General features: G+C 69.7%; 14 protein-coding genes. 9 read left to right on the top strand and 5 right to left on the bottom strand.

Features of this window, described 5'->3' with window-relative positions:
• Positions 1–102 precede the first annotated feature (102 nt).
• The 4 genes from ACGFSB_RS14705 to ybaK all read left to right on the top strand — a co-directional run bounded on the left by ACGFSB_RS14705 (position 103) and on the right by ybaK (position 4,049).
• The gene (locus ACGFSB_RS14705) at positions 103–1,617 is read left to right on the top strand and encodes an oxidoreductase (protein WP_393399033.1); all 1,515 of its coding nucleotides are present in this window, start codon (positions 103–105) and stop codon (positions 1,615–1,617) included.
• Positions 1,618–1,754: 137 nt separating this feature from the next.
• Positions 1,755–2,762: a hypothetical protein gene (locus ACGFSB_RS14700; protein WP_393399030.1), complete on the top strand. Its 1,008-nt coding sequence runs from the start codon at positions 1,755–1,757 to the stop codon at positions 2,760–2,762.
• 11 nt (positions 2,763–2,773) lie between these two features.
• On the top strand, positions 2,774–3,514 hold the full coding sequence (locus ACGFSB_RS14695; RefSeq protein ID WP_393398469.1) for an LON peptidase substrate-binding domain-containing protein: 741 nt from the start codon (positions 2,774–2,776) through the stop codon (positions 3,512–3,514).
• Between the two features lie 31 nt (positions 3,515–3,545).
• On the top strand, positions 3,546–4,049 hold the full coding sequence (gene ybaK, locus ACGFSB_RS14690; RefSeq protein WP_393398467.1) for a Cys-tRNA(Pro) deacylase: 504 nt from the start codon (positions 3,546–3,548) through the stop codon (positions 4,047–4,049).
• 137 nt (positions 4,050–4,186) lie between these two features.
• Here the strand turns inward: ybaK and ACGFSB_RS14685 are convergent, their stop codons facing one another.
• From ACGFSB_RS14685 to ACGFSB_RS14670, 4 genes are all read right to left on the bottom strand, one after another.
• The gene (locus tag ACGFSB_RS14685) at positions 4,187–4,849 is read right to left on the bottom strand and encodes a DUF2567 domain-containing protein (RefSeq protein ID WP_393398465.1); all 663 of its coding nucleotides are present in this window, start codon (positions 4,847–4,849) and stop codon (positions 4,187–4,189) included.
• 57 nt (positions 4,850–4,906) lie between these two features.
• Positions 4,907–5,725 (bottom strand): ABC transporter permease, encoded by an 819-nt coding sequence (locus ACGFSB_RS14680; protein ID WP_393398463.1) that lies wholly within the window; start codon positions 5,723–5,725, stop codon positions 4,907–4,909.
• Between the two features lie 40 nt (positions 5,726–5,765).
• Positions 5,766–6,800, bottom strand: coding sequence for an ABC transporter ATP-binding protein (locus ACGFSB_RS14675; RefSeq protein ID WP_393398461.1), 1,035 nt, complete (start codon positions 6,798–6,800; stop codon positions 5,766–5,768).
• 87 nt (positions 6,801–6,887) lie between these two features.
• Complete coding sequence (locus tag ACGFSB_RS14670) at positions 6,888–8,141, bottom strand: NYN domain-containing protein (protein WP_393398459.1); 1,254 nt, start codon at positions 8,139–8,141, stop codon at positions 6,888–6,890.
• A gap of 246 nt (positions 8,142–8,387) precedes the next feature.
• On the opposite strand from ACGFSB_RS14670, the gene ACGFSB_RS14665 reads away from it, so the two are divergent.
• Positions 8,388–8,579 carry a hypothetical protein gene (locus tag ACGFSB_RS14665; protein ID WP_393398457.1) on the top strand — a complete coding sequence of 64 codons (192 nt, stop codon included), beginning with the start codon at positions 8,388–8,390 and terminating at the stop codon, positions 8,577–8,579.
• Positions 8,580–8,663: 84 nt separating this feature from the next.
• Here ACGFSB_RS14665 and dnaE read toward each other — a convergent pair whose 3' ends face one another.
• Positions 8,664–12,200: a DNA polymerase III subunit alpha gene (gene dnaE / locus ACGFSB_RS14660; protein WP_393398455.1), complete on the bottom strand. Its 3,537-nt coding sequence runs from the start codon at positions 12,198–12,200 to the stop codon at positions 8,664–8,666.
• A 247-nt stretch (positions 12,201–12,447) separates the two neighbouring features.
• Between dnaE and ACGFSB_RS14655 the strand changes: the two genes are divergently transcribed.
• From ACGFSB_RS14655 to ACGFSB_RS14640, 4 genes are all read left to right on the top strand, one after another.
• Positions 12,448–13,788 carry a DUF2252 domain-containing protein gene (locus ACGFSB_RS14655; protein WP_393398453.1) on the top strand — a complete coding sequence of 447 codons (1,341 nt, stop codon included), beginning with the start codon at positions 12,448–12,450 and terminating at the stop codon, positions 13,786–13,788.
• Between the two features lie 79 nt (positions 13,789–13,867).
• Positions 13,868–14,554 carry a hypothetical protein gene (locus ACGFSB_RS14650; protein WP_393398451.1) on the top strand — a complete coding sequence of 229 codons (687 nt, stop codon included), beginning with the start codon at positions 13,868–13,870 and terminating at the stop codon, positions 14,552–14,554.
• A 44-nt stretch (positions 14,555–14,598) separates the two neighbouring features.
• Complete coding sequence (locus ACGFSB_RS14645) at positions 14,599–15,417, top strand: thioredoxin domain-containing protein (RefSeq protein WP_393398449.1); 819 nt, start codon at positions 14,599–14,601, stop codon at positions 15,415–15,417.
• A gap of 157 nt (positions 15,418–15,574) precedes the next feature.
• A complete protein-coding gene (locus ACGFSB_RS14640) occupies positions 15,575–17,242 on the top strand; it encodes an alkaline phosphatase D family protein (RefSeq protein ID WP_393398447.1) in 1,668 nt (555 codons plus the stop codon).
• The last annotated feature ends 20 nt before the right edge of the window (positions 17,243–17,262 follow it).

Raw genomic sequence — 17,262 nt, 5'->3', positions numbered from 1 at the left:
CGAGGCGCGGACGCATCGTGCGGTACGGGGAGGACAACAGCAGTGGTGGACGACACCGGCATCGGGGACCCGCCGGACGGACTGACAGCCGCCGAGATCGGCATGTGGCAGGCATTCCGCAACGGCAGCGTCTACGACCTCCGGTCGGGGGACGCGATGGCGGACGATCCGCACGGCGGCCACCCCTGGGGCCCGGAACGCAGCGTGCGCGCGCGCATCGTGTGCTGGCTGCTCCTCGAGGGGCCGCCCGCGCTCTCCGGCCGGGTCTCGTCGCTGAAGCTCTCCGGTCTCCAGATCACGGACGTGCTCGATCTGGCGGGCGGCGAGGTCCTGCCCTACGCCGAGCTGAAGCACTGCCGCTTCGAGAAGGAAGTGCTGATCCCGGAGGCCAAGTTCACCACGCTGCGCATCGTCAACTGCTCGATCCCGCGCGTGGAGGCGGCCCGCGTGCACACGGAGGGCGATCTGCATCTGCCGCGCTGCCGGATCCACAACGGAATGCGGCTCACGGACGCACAGATCGGCACCGACCTGCTGATCAGCCAGGCCGTGGTCTACCGCGACCGGCGCGGGTACTCGATCATGGCCGACGGGCTCTCGGTCGGGCAGGACCTACAGGCCGACATGATGGAGTCGCACGGCCAGCTGAGCCTGCGCGGCGCGAAGATCGGCGTCTCCTTCAGCCTGCGCGGCAGCAAGCTCGCCAATCCGTACGGCCCCCGCGCGCTCAACGCCCCGCAGATGACCGTGGAGCGCACGCTCTACATGACGCCGTCCGCCCTTGGCGATGCCCCCATGAGCAGCGGCATGACGCCCCCGCGCGGCACCCGCGTCCAGCGCTTCGAGTGCCAGGGCGGCATCCGGCTCGACGACGGGCGGTTCGGGGACGCCGTGGACATGGCGCAGGCCCGCTTCACCCTGGAGAACGAGCAGGAGGTGTCGCTCCGCCGCGTCCAGACCCCCGAGCTGCGCTTCCTCGGCGAGGCGCCGCAGCGCGGGAAGATCGTCCTTTCCGGAGCGAAGGTGGTCACCCTGATCGACAGGGCGACGAGCTGGCCGGGCCCCGGCGGGCTCCAGATGGGCGGCTTCAGTTACGAGACCCTCGTCCCGCAGGGCAGTTTCCCGCTCTCCCGGCGGCTGAGCTGGGTGGCGGCCGCGACCGCCGAGTACAGCCCGGAGCCGTACGAGAGGCTGGCCACCGTCCTGCGTGACGGCGGCGAGGACGCCGACGCCCGCGAGGTGCTGCTCGCCAAGCAGCGCCGACGTCGCGAGACGCTGCCGCTCGCGGCGAAACTCTGGGGCTTCGCGCAGGACTGGACGGTGGCCTACGGCTACCGGCCAGGCCGGGCCGCCCTGTGGATGGCGGTGCTCTGGGCGGCGAGCGCGGTGGCCTTCACCCACGCCGACCATCCGGCGATCAAACCGGGCGAGCACCCGAACTGGAACCCCGCGCTCTTCTCCCTCGACCTGCTGCTCCCGGTCATCAACCTCGGCCAGGACAGCTACTGGCAGTTGAACGGCGGCTGGCAGTGGTTCTCGGCGATCCTCATCCTGCTCGGCTGGGTCCTGGCGACGACGGTCGCGGCGGGTGCGACGCGGCTGCTGCGGAGGAACTGAAGAGGGCTGAGGCGACCCCCGGGGGTGGATGTTTTGCCTGCTCTTGACCGAGCCCCAGGCAACCGAACGACCGATGCAAAAGCTTCACCGGCTACCCCCTGGCACTGCCCCCACCTGCGGTTTTCAATATGAACACCATGCCACTCCTGCGCGCCATGATCCGCACCGCACGGATGGTCAGGAACACCCCGCTCCTGGCGGCCGACCTGACCCCCGACGACGACGTGCTCCTCGACGTGCCCGACGACCGGCTCGGCCCCGCCCTGGTCGCCGCGGGCCGCGGCGACTACGACCCCGCGGCCAAACTGCTCGCCACCACCCGCGAGGGCAACGAGTGGGAGAACCGCGACCGCTACACGACGCGCCTCGCCACCTTCGCCCGCTCCCGCTCCGAGTGGTTCGAGAACTGGCAGGCCGCCGCCCCGCACGACCCGGACGCGCAGCTCGTCAAGGCCGAACTCGCCGTCGTACGCGGCTGGGAGTCGCCCGCCCGCGCCGAGCTCCTGCGCGAGAGTGCTCCCCTGCTCACCGCCGCTGCGGAGGCCGACCCGCGCGACCCCGTGCCGTGGCGGATCGCCCTGGACCACGCGCGCGGCACCCACGCCCCGCAGACGGCCTTCGACGAGATCTGGGCCGAGGCGGTGCACCGCTCGTCGCACCACTACGGCTGCCACGCGTCGGCTCTCCAGTACCTCTCGGCCGCCTGGTACGGCTCGCACCGCCAGTGCTTCGACTTCGCCGAGCGCGCCGCGCGGGACGCGCTGCCGGGATCGCTGATCCAGGCGCTGCCCGCGCGGGCCGCCTTCGCCTACCTGACGAGCGCGTCGGGGAGCGTGCCGCGCGAGCGCCTGGACGCCGCCGCCGACCTCGGGATCGCCCTGTCCCAGGAGTACGCGGCCGGGGATCCCTGGCCCGCTGAGGTCCGCAACCTCCTCACGTACGTCCTGGTGCGCCTGGAGCGCTGGAGCGACGCCCTCGGACAACTGCGCCTCATCGGCCCCTACGCGACGTCCTTCCCCTGGGACCGCATGGCCGACGATCCGCTCGGCCAGTTCCTCGAGCTGCGCGACGGCGTGCGCATCGAGGTGGCGTCCACGACCCCGCTGGGAGGCGGTCGCGGACGTCCGCGCTCCGGCGCCCATTAGGCTTGAGGCTCGTGACCACCGTCCGGCTTCCGCTCTTCCCGCTCAACTCGGTGCTGTTCCCGGGACTCGTACTCCCGCTGAACGTGTTCGAGGAGCGTTATCGCGCCATGATGCGCGACCTGCTCAAGACTCCCGACGAGGAGCAGCGCCTCTTCGCGGTCGTCGCGATCCGCGACGGCCTCGAGGTGGCGCCGAGCGCTCCGGGCCTCCCCGACCCCACCTCTCAGCCCGAGCAGGGGCCGACCGCCGGCTTCGGCGACGACCCGCTCAAGGCCTTCCACGCGGTGGGCTGCGTGGCGGACGCGGCGACGATCCGGGAGCGCGCCGACGGCGGCTTCGAGGTCCTCGCCACGGGCACCTCACGCGTACGCCTGCATTCGGTGGACGCGTCGGGCGCCTTCCTGACCGCGGAGGTCGAGGAACTGCCCGAGGAGCCGGGCGAGGAGGCGGGCACGCTGTCGTCGGGCGTCCTGCGGGCGTTCCGCGCCTATCAGAAGCGGCTCGCGGGGGCGCGCGAGCGGTCCCTCTCCACGGGCGCCGAGCTGCCGGACGACCCGTCCGTGGTGTCGTATCTGGTCGCGGCGGCCGCGGTCCTCGACACCCCCACGAAGCAGCGGCTCCTGGAGGCGCCGGACACGGCGTCGCGGCTGCACGAAGAGCTGAAACTCCTTCGCGCCGAGACGGCGATCATCCGTAATCTGCCGTCGTTGCCCGCGACGGACCTCACGCGCGGCACCACAAGCCTCAACTGACGTGACTCAACTGACGTAAGGCGCTTGCGCTGTGGCGAAGAAGCAGAAGAAGCAGTCGGGTACGGGCGGCACCCCCGCGACGGTCGCCCTCACCGCGGCGGGTGCCGACTACACGGTCCACGCCTACGAACACGACCCCGCGCACCCCTCGTACGGCGAGGAGGCGGCACAAGCGATGGGCGTCTCCCCCGAGCGGGTCTTCAAGACCCTCGTCGCGGAGGTCGACGGCGAACTGACCGTGGCCGTGGTCCCCGTGGCGGGCACGCTGGACCTGAAGGCCCTGGCCACGGCGGTCTCCGGCAAGCGCGCGGTGATGGCGGACCCGGCGGCGGCCGAGCGCACCACGGGGTACGTGCGAGGCGGAATCTCCCCGCTCGGCCAGCGCAAGAAGCTCCGCACGGTCCTCGACGACTCGGCGTCGGCCCACGCCACGATCTGCGTCTCGGCGGGCCGCCGTGGCCTGGAGGTCGAACTGGCCCCGGCCGACCTGGTGAGCCTCACGGGTGCGGCGCTGGCCCCGATCGGGCGTGAATAGACCCTCGACGCGGCCGGGGTCCTCGACTAGTACCAACCCCATGTCAAAGAAGACACGTAAGCGGAAGTGGCGGGTCAAGAAGGGCAAAGCGAACCACGGCAGGCGCCCGGCGTAGCCGCCCGCACGGATTCACGGATTCACGCCCCCGCGGACTCGGGCCGCTCGGGCTCCCCGTAGGCGAGCGGGTAGGGCTCGGGGTCCCGCGGCCCGAAGAGCCCGGTGAGCCCGAGATGCACGAGCAGCGCCGCCACCGGCCAGGCGAGGAGCGCGCCCTTGGCCTTGAGCTCCAGGGGCGCGTCGAAGACCACACCCTTGCCCACGGCCTTCGCATGGGCGACCACATCGGTCTCGGGGCCGAAGAGGATTCCCAGGCGCCACCCGAGCACCGCCCCCAGAAGGCCGCCGGCCGTCAGCCCGACGACCAGCGGAATCCCGCCCTTCTTGCGCAGCAGGAAGACGACGATCCCACTGACCACTCCGAACACGAGCGCGAGCAGAGTGAACGTTCCGTCGACCCCGACCGCCTGCTCCCCCTCGGTGTCCTTGAGGTACACCGCACCGCTGTCCGCGATCAACGGCACATGCGGCGCGAACCACAGCCACAGCAGGCCGAGCAGTACGCCACTGACAGCCACCGCGACCGCGATCACCGCGGCCTGCCGCACTTCGGTCTTCATGCCGGGACCGTCCTCCTCGTACGCCGGCGGGGGAACGGCGCCGGACGGCTGAGCGGCTTGCTGCCAGGGGTCGTGCGAGGGCTGGTCGTGGGGCGGCTGGGAGGGCGTCAGCGGTGCAGTCACCCACACATGGTGCCAGTACTGACTGAGGACCGCTTCACCGCACAGCGAAGGACGGCTTCATCGCACGGCCGCACGGCGGTACGCCCACGTGGCGACCGCCAGCGAGGCGACGCCGACCCCCGCGCAGACCGCGAGGTCGAGCGCCACGGCCGCCCAGTCCGGATGCGGCCCGAAGGTACGGGCGAACGCCTCGACGCCGTACGTCGAGGGCAGCAGGTCACGCGCGTACTGCAGGAAGTCAGGCATCCGCTCGGCCGGAAGCACGCCGAGCAGGAGCGCGGCGGACATGCCCAACTGGCCGAGCAGGGTGGCCAGTTCGGGCCGGGGTGCGAGCAGCCCGAGGGCCGCGCCGAGCCCCGCGAGCGCGGCACCGGCCAGCGGGATCACTGCGGCGAGCACCCAGAGATTCGCCATCGGAAGCCCGAAGAGGCCGCACCCGACGACCGCGGTGACGAGCGTGCCGGGCGCGGTGAACGAGGCGTAGGCGGCCGCGGCACCGAGGACCACGGAGGCGGGCGGCACCGGCAGGGTGGCGTAGTGGTCGAGGCCGCCGTCGGACCGCAGCTGCCCGAAGTACTGCGCGAGCAGGTTGAGCGCGACGAACGCGACGACGAGCACGGAGGACCCGGCGACGACGGCACGCGCCTCATCGCCCCCGTCGACGACACCCCGCATCAGGATCATGATCCCGACGGACTGGAAGGTCGCCACGAAGAGCAGCGGAATCCGCGCGACGCGCGCCCGGGACAGCTGGGCCCGGTAGACGGCCGCGAGCGCGGGAAACAGCCGCGCGCGGGGGCCCAGGGGCGCGGCGGCGTCGGGCTGCCGCTCAATGTCGTCGGCCCGCACAGCGGCTTCCAGGGGAACGGCACTCACCGAACGACCCTCCTGTTGCTTTTCATCCACCCGGCGAAGGTCACGCCTTCACCAGCCCTTCCCCGTTCCCGCCCAGGGCCAGATACACGTCCTCCAAGCTCGGCGTGGCCAAGGTGAAGTCATCCAGCGAAGCGAAGGCGGCCCCGCCGGTGACCGCGGCGACAGCGGCCCGCGCCTCGTCCGGGGCGAGCCGCAAGGACCACCGCCGCCCGGACTCCACCGCGGACGAGCGCAGCGCGGCGACCTCGGGGACGTCAAGCGGCGCCCGCTCCCGCCAGACGAGCTCCACCCGCACCTCGCCCGCGACCTGCTCCTTGAGACCCAGCGGGGTGTCGCAGGCGATGACCTTGCCGTGGTCGAGGACGGCGACGCGGTCGAGGACCGTCTCGGCCTCGATGACGTTGTGGGTGACGAGCAGCACCGTCGTCCCGCGCTCTGCCCTGCGCCGGTCGACCGCGCCCCACACCGCGCGCCGCGCGATGGGGTCCATGCCGGTCGTCGGCTCGTCGAGGACGAGCAGCGGCCGCTCCCCCACCAGGGCGGTGGCGAAGCAGGCGAGCCTGCGCTGACCGCCGGAGAGCTTCTTCAGCGGGCGCGAGGCGAGAGAGGTGAGCGCGAGTTCTTCTAGTACGGCGTCCCGCTCGGCCCGCGCCACCCGCACATCGAGGCCGCGCAGCCGCGCGGTCGTCTCGACGGCGAGGGAGACGGTCAGTTCGTCGAGCGCGGTGGACTCCTGGCCCAGATAGGCGAGGATCCGCGCGGCCCGCTCGGGGTGGCGCAGGATGTCGTGCCCGAGGATCTCGACGCTCCCGCTGTCGGGCCGCATCAGGCCGGTCAGCTGGCGTACGAGGGTGGACTTGCCGGCGCCGTTGGGCCCGAGCAGGCCGAAGATCTCGCCGCGTCGGACCTCGAGGCTGATGCCGTCGGTGGCGCGCACCTCGGGTGTGCCGGGTGTGCCGCGCCTGCCCTTGGCGGCGGGATACGTCTTGACGAGGTCGCGCACCGCGCAGACGGCACCGCTGCCGTGACCCTGTCGGAGCCCCTGTCGGACTGCCTGTGCCGAGCGCGTACTCACGAAGGACGAGGGTACGGGGTCGTGTGCCCGTCATGGCGCCCGGGGCGCCCTGTACGCCCCGTATCAGTCATCTGCGTACGTGTTCGGTCACTCGCCGGACCGGTCTCCCACCGGCGCGTGCTCCACCGCCGTGTGGACGTCGATCTCGCGCCAGAAGCCCGCCCGGATCGCATACCGGTCGTGTTCGTCGATCTGGTCGTCCTTGTGGGCGAGCAGGCCGAAGCGGGCCGCGTACCGCAGGAGCTCGCCGTCGACGCGGTGCGGGATGCGCGGGTACATCGTCGAGAGCTTCTGCAAGTTGTGCTGTTCCGGCAGTCGGGCCATCCAGCGGCGTGCGAACACCTGCCCTACCTCGAAGGGGTCACCGCCGACGGTGGTGATGTCCTCCTCGCGGTCGGCCCAGCGCTGCTCGGCCGTCGTCAGCTGGGCGAGCGTGGGCAGGGCGGCGGCCTCCGGGCTCTCGGCGGCGCCGCCGGGGCGCTCGACCCAGCCCTTGTCGGACGACCACCGCAGCGTGGCGTTGGTGGGGTGCGGGGCGGCGGCCTGGGTGCCAGGGCCGCGCAGGGCGGCCAGGTCCTTGGGGGTGGGGACGCCCTTGCCGGGGGCGCTGTGGTGGGTGTCGCCGCCCTCGCCGTTGACCCCGGCCTCGGCGTGCTCCGCGTGCTGTCCGTGCCGGGCCTCGTCGGCGGCTCGCTGGGCGCCTGCCGCGAGCGCGGACTCCGGCAGCGGCGCGGAGAGGATCGCGGCGATCTCAGGGCGCGGCACGGGAGGGGGCGCGCAGACGCCGGTGAGCTCCTTGGGGCGTACGGCTTTGGTGATCCAGGCCCGGTCCAGGACGCGGCGCTCGTCGGCCTCGGCTACGAGGTCCTCGGACTGGTTGTAGTCCCCGTCGGCGGCCTGCACGGCCCACAGGTGTACGGCGACGCCGTGCTCCTTGGCGGCCATCATGCCGGGCAGCAGATCCCCGTCGCCGGTGATGAGCACGATGTCCGAGCAGGCGCGGTTGCGGGCTAGCTCCGTCAGCTCGGCGTGCATGGCGGCGTCGACGCCCTTCTGGGCCCACCGCCCGTCGCTCCGGGTCAGGGCACCGAGGCGGACCGTCACCCGCGGCATGACCCGCAGCCTGCGGTGTTCGGGCTGCGGGACGCGGTCGGGGGCGCCGTCGAACCAGTAGATCCGGAGCAGTGGGCGCTCGGTGTCGGATTCGGCGCGCTCACGGATGCCCTGGATCAGGGCGGTGTGATCGACGGTGATCCGGGACCGGGACGGCTCGCCCGCGAGGAGACTCGCGGCCGCACCCAGCAGATACCCGGCGTCCACCAGGACGATGCAACGGTCCACGCGATCCACCCTCTTTCCCTGGAGATTCCTGGAGATTCCCTGGAAGCAATGGTTCGGGTTTCCTTCGAGTCTGCCCGACCCTGCGGAGGTTAACGGCCGGAACTCGATCTTCGGCGTGGCGTATCTCGGCTCCACTCGCCGACAGGGCTTATTACGCACGGTAATTCTACGAAATGCGCAGCTTGTCGCCATATGTGAATCTGGTCGCGTCCTGGCCCCCAGATTTCCTTCAGGAGGAAGATCAATATGGCCAAGAACAAGCACCGTAAGCAGGGCGGCGATCAGAACCGCGCTTCGGCCGCGGAGCAGGCGCAGGAGCAGGCCAAGTCGTCCGCGGAGCAGGCCGAGGAGCGGATGCAGTCCAGTGTGCAGTCGCAGGCGCCCGGCAGCCCGGCCGAGGTCGCCCGCAAGCACCAGCGTCGCTTCGGCCACAACTGACGCGTACGCAGGCGTATATGCGTGAAGGGGCGCACCCGGAATTCCGGGTGCGCCCCTTCCGCTGGGTCTGGACCGGGTCTTGACCTACCCGGCCAGGCAGGACGCCCCGAGCAGCACCTTCAGGTCCCCGAAGAGCGCCGGGTCCGCCTGCACCCGGTGGCGGTCCAGCCGCAGCACCGTCGTCTTCTGCGACCCCTGGAGCTTGATCCGCACCTCGCTGTTGCCCCGGTGGTGGCTGAGGATCTCGCCGAGCCGGCTGACCATCGGCGGGGTCACCCGCACCGTCGGGATGGTGATCAGTACGGGCGCGTTGGTGCCCGCGTTCGACAGGTCGGGGACCTGCATCTCCATCGCGACGAGGCGCGGCACGTCCTCGCGCTTGTCGAGGCGTCCCTTGACGAACACCACGGCGTCCTCGACGAGTTGAGTGGACACCAGCTGATAGGTCGCCGGGAAGAACATGCACTCGATGGAGCCCGCGAGATCCTCGACGGTCGCGATCGCCCAGGCGTTGCCCTGCTTGGTCATCTTGCGCTGGAGGCCGGAGATGATGCCGCCGATGGTGACGATCGAGCCGTCCGAGTAGTCACCGCCGGTGAGTTGCCCGATGCCCGCGTCGGCCTTGTCGGACAGGACGTGCTCCAGGCCGAAGAGCGGGTGGTCGGAGACGTACAGACCGAGCATCTCCCGCTCCTGGGCGAGCAGATACGTCTTCTCCCACTCGTCGGTGGAGAACTCGACGTCGAGCCCGAAGCCCGGCTCGTCGCCGCCTTCGTCGCCCCCTCCGAAGAGGTCGAACTGCCCTTCCGCTTCCTTGCGCTTGACCTGCACGACGTTGTCGATCATCGGCTCGTACTGAGCGGTCAGACCCTTGCGGGTGTGCCCCATGGTGTCGAAGGCGCCCGCCTTGATCAGCGATTCCGTGGTCCGCTTGTTGCAGGCGGCGGCCTCGACCTTGTCGAGGTAGTCGGGGAACGAGGCGAACTTCCCCTTCGCCTTGCGCGACCGGACGATCGACTCGACCACGTTCGTGCCGACGTTACGGACGGCCTCCAGGCCGAAGAGGATCACGTCGTCGCCCTGCGCGGCGAAGTTGTGCACGGACTCGTTCACATTGGGCGGAAGGACCTTGATGCCCATGCGCCGGCACTCGTTGAGGTAGATGGCCGACTTGTCCTTGTCGTCCTTCACCGAGGTGAGCAGCGCGGCCATGTACTCGGCGGGGTAGTTCGCCTTGAGGTAGGCGGTCCAGTAGGTGACCAGGCCGTACGCCGAGGAGTGCGCCTTGTTGAACGCGTATCCGGCGAAGGGCACCAGGACGTCCCACAGGGCCTGGATCGCGGCGTCGGAGAAGCCGTTCTTCTTCGCGCCCTCCTGGAAGAGGACGAAGTTCTTCGCCAGCTCGTCGGGCTTCTTCTTGCCCATCACGCGGCGCAGGATGTCGGCTTCGCCGAGCGAGTAGCCCGCGATGATCTGCGCGGCCTTCTGTACCTGCTCCTGGTACACGATCAGGCCGTAGGTGAGGCCCAGCGTCTCCTTCAGGGGCTCTTCGAGCTCCGGGTGGATCGGCGTGATCTCCTGGCGGCCGTTCTTGCGCTCCGCGTAGTTGATGTGCGAGTTCATGCCCATCGGGCCCGGCCGGTAGAGGGCCGAGACGGCGGAAATGTCCTCGAAGTTGTCGGGCTGCATCTGGCGGAGCAGCGAGCGCATCGGGCCGCCGTCGAACTGGAAGACGCCGAGGGTGTCACCGCGGCAGAGCAGTTCGAAGGTCTTGGGGTCGTCCAGTTCGAGGGCGAGCATCTCCAGGTCGATGCCCTTGTCGTTCCGCACCATCTTGACGGCGTCGTCCATGATGGTGAGGTTGCGCAGGCCCAGGAAGTCCATCTTGAGCAGGCCGAGCGACTCGCACTGGGGGTAGTCCCACTGCGTGATCGTCACGCCGTCCGTGTGCCGCGTCCAGAGCGGGGCGTGGTCGACGATCGGCTCGCTGGACATGATGACGCCGGCCGCGTGCACGCCCATCTGCCGGACCAGGCCCTCCACACCCTTTGCGGTGTCGATGACCTTCTTGACGTCCGGCTCGTTCTCGTACATCCCCCGGATCTCGCCCGCCTCGCTGTAGCGCGGGTGCTTGGTGTCGGTGATGCCGGAGAGGTCGATGCCCTTGCCGAGGACGTCGGCGGGCATCGCCTTGGTGAGGCGGTCGCCCATCGCGTACGGATATCCGAGCACGCGCGCGGAGTCCTTGATGGCGTTCTTCGCCTTGATCTTTCCGTACGTGCCGATCATGGCGACCTTGTCGGCGCCGTACTTCTCGGTCACATACCGGATGACTTCCACGCGCCTGCGCTCGTCGAAGTCGATGTCGACGTCGGGCATGGAGACGCGCTCGGGGTTGAGGAACCGCTCGAAGATCAGCCCGTGCGTGATCGGGTCCAGGTCGGTGATGCCCATGGCGTACGCGACGATCGAGCCGGCCGCGGAGCCACGCCCCGGGCCCACCGCGATGCCGTTGTTCTTGGCCCACATGATGAAGTCGGCGACCACGAGGAAGTACCCGGGGAACCCCATCTGGATGATGATGTCCATCTCGTACTCGGCCTGCTTCTGCCGGTCGTCGGGGACACCGGCCGGGTAGCGGCGGCCCATGCCGACCCGGACCTCCTCCTGGAACCAGGTGACTTCGGTGAAGCCGTCCGGGATCTCAAACTTGGGCATGAGGTCGCGCTTCTCGAACATCCCGGTGGTGTCGATCTGCTCGGCGACCAGGAGGGTGTTGGCGCAGCCCTGCTGCCAGGCGTCCGAGGAGTCGATGGCGTACATCTCGTCCGTGGACTTCAGGTAGTAGCCGGTGCCGTCGAAACGGAACCGGTCCGGGTCCGAGAGGTTCTTGCCGGTCTGGATGCAGAGCAGGGCGTCGTGCGCGGTCGACTCATGGGCGTACGTGTAGTGGGAGTCGTTCGTGACCAGGGGCGGGATGCCCAGCTCCTTGCCGATCTTCAGGAGGTCGTCACGGACCCGGCGCTCGATGTCGATGCCGTGGTCCATGAGCTCCAGGAAGTAGCGGTCCTTGCCGAAGATGTCCTGGTACTCGCCCGCCGCCTTGCGGGCCTCCTCGTACTGGCCGAGGCGCAGGCGGGTCTGGAGCTCTCCGGAGGGACAGCCGGTGGAGGCGATCAGGCCCTCCGACCACTGGGAGATCGTCTCCTTGTCCATGCGCGGCCACTTCTGGAGCCAGCCCTCCGCATACGCGTCCGAGGACAGCTTGAAGAGGTTGTGCAGGCCGGTGCTGTTCGACGCCCAGATCGTCTTGTGGGTGTAACCACCCGAACCGGACACGTCATCGCGCTTCTGGTGCGGCTGACCCCACTTGATCTTCCGCTTGTTTCGCCGGGACTCCGGGGCCACATACGCCTCGATGCCGATGATCGGCGTCACGCCCGCCTTCTGCGCGGAGTGGAAGAAGTCGTACGCCCCGTGGAGGTTGCCGTGGTCGGACATGGCGATATGCGACATGCCCATCTCATTACAGGCATCGAACATGTCCTTCAGCCGCGCGGCACCGTCCAGCAGCGAGTACTGGGTGTGGACGTGGAGGTGCGTAAAGGGCGGCTTGGTCACGGCGGGAGGCCTCCGGAGAACGGTTGGCGACAGGCTGCGGGCAGTCTGGGGGGACAGCGTGGAAGTCTAATCCGGAGCACTGACATCGAGGACTGATACGGCGACGCGAAGCGTCTCGATGAGGGGTGGTGGTCGGGTGACGGGCGGGCGGGCACTCGGGGGTACCGTCGTGCGTTGGACAGGTCGGAACACCTGTCCAAAATGTCATGCACCACCTGGCACCACCTGTACCTGGAGGCACCCCGCGATGTCGGACCCGCAGCCCACCGCTGAGCAGCGCGGCGAGCAGATCCTCTCCGTCTTCGACACCGCGTTCGGCGAGCTGCTCGCCGCGGACCCGGCGGCGTTTCGGGTGAAGTTCCGGAAGATGGCGGCCTCCGCCTTCGCGTTCTACCGCGGCACGGCCTGCCTGTTCTACGCGGACCTGGAGCGCGAGCAGCACGGCGGTCCTTACCTGGACGATCGCACGGGACAGGTGTGGATCCACGGCGACCTGCATGCGGAGAACTTCGGCACGTACATGGACGCCCAGGGCCGCCTGATCTTCAACGTGAACGACTTCGACGAGGCGTATGTCGGGCCCTTCACCTGGGACCTCAAGCGCTTCGCCGCCTCCGTGGCCCTGATCGGGTACACGAAGGCGCTCAGCGACGAGCAGATCACCGACCTGGTGCGAGTCTACGCAGCGGCGTACCGCGAGCGGATCCACGACCTCGCGACCGGCGCCAAGAGCGACGAGGTGCCGCCGTTCACGCTGGACACCGCCCAGGGTCCGCTCCTGGACGCGCTGCGTGACGCCCGCTCGCTGACCCGCTTCGGGCTCCTGGAGTCGATGACGGAGATCCGCGACTTCGAGCGGCGCTTCGCTTCGGGCGGCGGCTCGATCGAGCTCGACGCGGCCACGCGCTACAAGGTGCTCGCCGCCTTCGACGGCTATCTGGAGACGCTGCCCGAGTCCTCCCTCACCCGCCCCGACTCGTACCGCGTGAAGGACGTCGTCGGGCGCCGCGGCATCGGCATCGGCTCCGCGGGCCTGCCGTCGTACAACATCCTCCTTGAGGGCAACAGCGACGCCCTGGAGAACGACGTCGTGATCTACCTCAAGCAGGCCCAGACCCCGGCCGTCTCGCGGCACATCACCGACAGCGCGGTCCGTGACTACTTCCAGCACGAGGGCCACCGCACGGTCATCTCGCAGCGCGCACTCCAGGCGCACGCCGACCCGTGGCTCGGCTGGACCGAGCTGGACGGCGCTGGGCAGCTGGTCGCCGAGGTCTCTCCGTACGCCGTGGACCTGGACTGGTCGGACATCGACGACCTGGACGAGATCGCCGCGGTCGTCGCCGACCTGGGCCGCGCCACGGCCACGATGCACTCCGCGGCGGACGACGAGAGCGGTCACTCCGACCTGGTGCCGTTCTCCACGGAGCGGGCGATCGACGCCGCCATCGCGGCCGACGAAGAGGGCTTCGGTGACCTGCTCGTGGACTTCGCGCACGAGTACGGCGCACGCGCCCGCAGGGACCACCAGATCTTCGTCGACCTGTTCCGTAACGGCCGGATTCCGGGTCTGCACGCCAGCGCGTAGCTCACGCGTAACTCACGCATAACTCATAGGCACCCTTTAGGGCTGCCTTACAGGAGCACGTGGCACACTCGGCTGCGCGATGGACATATCCGGGACCCAGCTCAGAACCGTGCGCGCGGCGCTCTTCACGGCGCTCGTCGTGACGCTCTCCGCCGCGTCGCACGTCCTGCTGTCCCGTGCGCCGCTGCCGCTGGCCACCGTCGCCGTGCTCGCCGCGGCGGTCTTCGTCATCGCCTATGCACTGGCGGGGCGCGAGCGTGGCTACGGCCGGATCGCCGCCCTCCTGATCCCGCTGGAACTGGCCGCCGACACGGTCTTCACCGCGGGGCAGCACGTCTGTTACGGCCAGGCGGGCGGCCCCGTCGCGGGCCCGCTGCGCTCCGTCGGCTTCGACGTGCTGTGCGGCGGCGGCAGCGTCGGCACCCCGCTGGCCCGGATGACCGGCGGCGAGGGGCACCGCGCCGCCGTGCTGCTCGCCGACGCTGAGCCGGGCGCCGCCTGGCTGCTGCTCGGCGCGCACATCGGGGTCGGCCTGCTCGCGGCGGCCTGGCTGCGGCGCGGCGAGCGCGCCCTGGCCCAGCTCCTGCGGGCGGTGGCCGCTTCCACTTTCCGGCCGCTGCTCATCGCGGTCGCCGCGGTGGGCATCTGCCTGCGGCCCGTACGCCGCCTGCCGCGCCCCGCGCCCCAGGCGCGGGCCGCGCGTACGCGACTGCTCGTGCACTTCGTGGGACGGCGTGGACCGCCGTGCTCGGCCGTCTTCGCCTGAGTACGACCGTCCCCACGCATGTCACCCCTACGGAGAACAGCATCATGAGCAAGCGCAACAGCCAGGCGGCCAAGTCGGCGGCCCGCGAGCGGATCCGCGCCCAGCAGGAAGCCGAGCGCAAGCGGGAGAAGCGGAAGCGGTCGATGATCGTCGGCGTCTCCATCGTCGCGGTCCTCGCGATCGCGGGCGGTGTCGGCTACGCCGTCATGCAGTCCAACAAGCCCAGCCACTGGGACGCCGCGAAGGACGAGAAGCTGGTCAAGCCCGCGAACTCCTCGGGCACTGACGGCACGACCGTCGTTCTCGGCAAGGAGAGCGCCAAGAAGACCCTCAAGGTCTACGAGGACCCGCGCTGCCCGGTCTGCGCCAGCTTCGAGCAGACCGTAGGACCGACGGTCGAGAAGGACTTGAAGGACGGCAAGTACAAGATCCAGTTCATCGGTGCCTCGTTCCTCGACCGCAACCTGACGGGTGAGGGCTCCAAGAACGCGCTCAGCGCGCTCGGCGCCGCCCTGAACGTGAGCGACCAGGCCTTCCTCGACTACAAGAAGGCGCTGTTCTCCAAGGAGAATCACCCCACCGAGACGGAAGACAAGTTCAAGCAGGACTCGGTGCTGCTCAAGATCGCGAACGAGGTCCCCGAGCTCAAGAAGAGCAAGACCTTCACGAAGGACGTCAAGGACGGCACGTACGACCGTTGGGCCCTGGAGATGTCGAAGAAGTTCGACGACAACAAGGACGACGTCGACGGCACGCCCTCCTTCGTCATGGACGGCAAGAAGCTGACCGGCTCCGACAAGAAGAACGCTCCCTCAACGGTCGCGGACTACAAGACCGCCATCGACGCGGCGCTCAAGGGCTGAACAGCCTGAACCAGCACGCAAGCCGCACGAAAATCACATGGAAGCCGCATGAAAGCCGCATGAAAATCGCGCACTGAACGGCACGCAGCGGAAGAGCGGGCGAACTTTTCACAGGTCGCCCGCTCTTGGCGATTACTGGCCAGTAAGGTAATCGCCCGTGACCAGTCGAATCAGCACCTCAAGGCCGCTCAACTCCGCGGCCCCGCGCCGCCGCACGGTCGTCAAGGCCGCCGCCGCGACCGCGGCCCTCGCACCGCTCGCCGCCGCCCCCTCCGCACACGCCGCCGAAGGGCCCGCGTTCCACCACGGAGTCGCTTCCGGTGACCCGCTGCCCGACGGTGTGCTGCTGTGGACCCGTGTGACGCCGATACCGGAGGCCTCGCCGGGATCCGGCAAGGGGCCGGACACCAAGGTGAGCTGGGAGATAGCCAAGGACAAGAGCTTCGCCCAGGTCGTCGGCCGCGGCAGCACCACCGCGCGGGCCTCGGCCGACCACACGGTCAAGGCCGACGTAAGGGCCTTGCGCCCTGCCACCACCTATTACTTCCGCTTCTCCGTAGGCGATGGCACCCCCGTGCACTCCCCCGTGGGCCGCACCCGCACCACCCCGGCCCATGAAGCGGCCGCGCCCGGCGTCCGGTTCGGCGTGGTGTCCTGCGCCAACTGGGAGGCCGGATACTTCTCCGCCTACCGCCATCTCGCGGCCCGCACCGAACTCGACGCGGTCCTGCACATCGGCGACTACATCTACGAGTACAAGAGCGGCGAGTACCCGGCAGCGGAGTACGGAGTGCGTCAGCACGAGCCGAAGCACGAGATCGTCTCGCTCGCCGACTACCGCACCCGGCACGGCATCCACAAGACCGACCCCGACGCCCAGGCGATGCAGGCGACGCACCCCCTGATCGCCATCTGGGACGACCACGAGTTCGCCGACAACGCCTGGCCGGGCGGCGCGGTCAACCACTCCCCGGAGACCGAGGGCGGCTGGGCGCAGCGCATGGCGGCAGCCAAGCAGGCCTACTTCGAGTGGATGCCCGTACGCCCTTCTACTGAAGGCACCGTCTACCGCCGTCTCCGCTTCGGCAAGCTGGCCGATCTGCACCTGCTCGACCTGCGCTCCTTCCGCTCCGAGCAGGCGGGCTTCGGCAGCGGCGACGTCGACGACCCGGACCGTACGATCACGGGCCGCGCCCAGCTCGACTGGCTGAAGGCGGGCCTCGCGTCGTCCGACGCCTCCTGGAAGCTGGTCGGCACCTCGGTGATGATCTCGCCGGTGGCCTTCGGCTCCGTGCCTGCCCATCTGCTCGAGCCCATCGCGGAGTTGCTCGGCCTCCCCAAGGAAGGCCTCGCCATCAACGGCGACCAGTGGGACGGCTACACCGACGACCGCAAGGAGCTCATCTCGCACCTGGTGGACAAGGCCGTCCGGAACACGGTCTTCCTCACCGGCGACATCCACATGGCCTGGGCGAACGACGTACCGGTCAAGGCCGCCACGTACCCCGGAACGCCCTCGGCGGCCACGGAGTTCGTGGTCACGTCCGTGACCTCCGACAACGTGGACGACATGCTGCACGTCGCCCCGCACACGCTCTCGCTCGTCGCCGTGGGCGCGATCAAGGCGGCCAACCGCCATGTGAAGTGGCTGGACATGGATTCGCACGGCTACGGAGTCCTCGATGTGACCGCCGAGCGCTCGCAGATGGACTACTACGTCCTGTCCGACCGCAAGGACCCCAAGGCGACGTCGTCGTGGGCGCGTTCGTACCGCACGCTCAGCGGCACCCAGCAGGTCGAGCGGGCGGACGCCCCTGTGCGCTGACCGGGTCACGGGGGGGGGCC

Origin of the sequence: Streptomyces sp. NPDC048441, from assembly GCF_043200235.1 — a bacterium.
In the GTDB taxonomy this organism is placed as follows: domain Bacteria; phylum Actinomycetota; class Actinomycetes; order Streptomycetales; family Streptomycetaceae; genus Streptomyces.
Note: the sequence above shows the minus strand (reverse complement) of the source record. Positions and strands in the feature narration are given on the sequence as shown.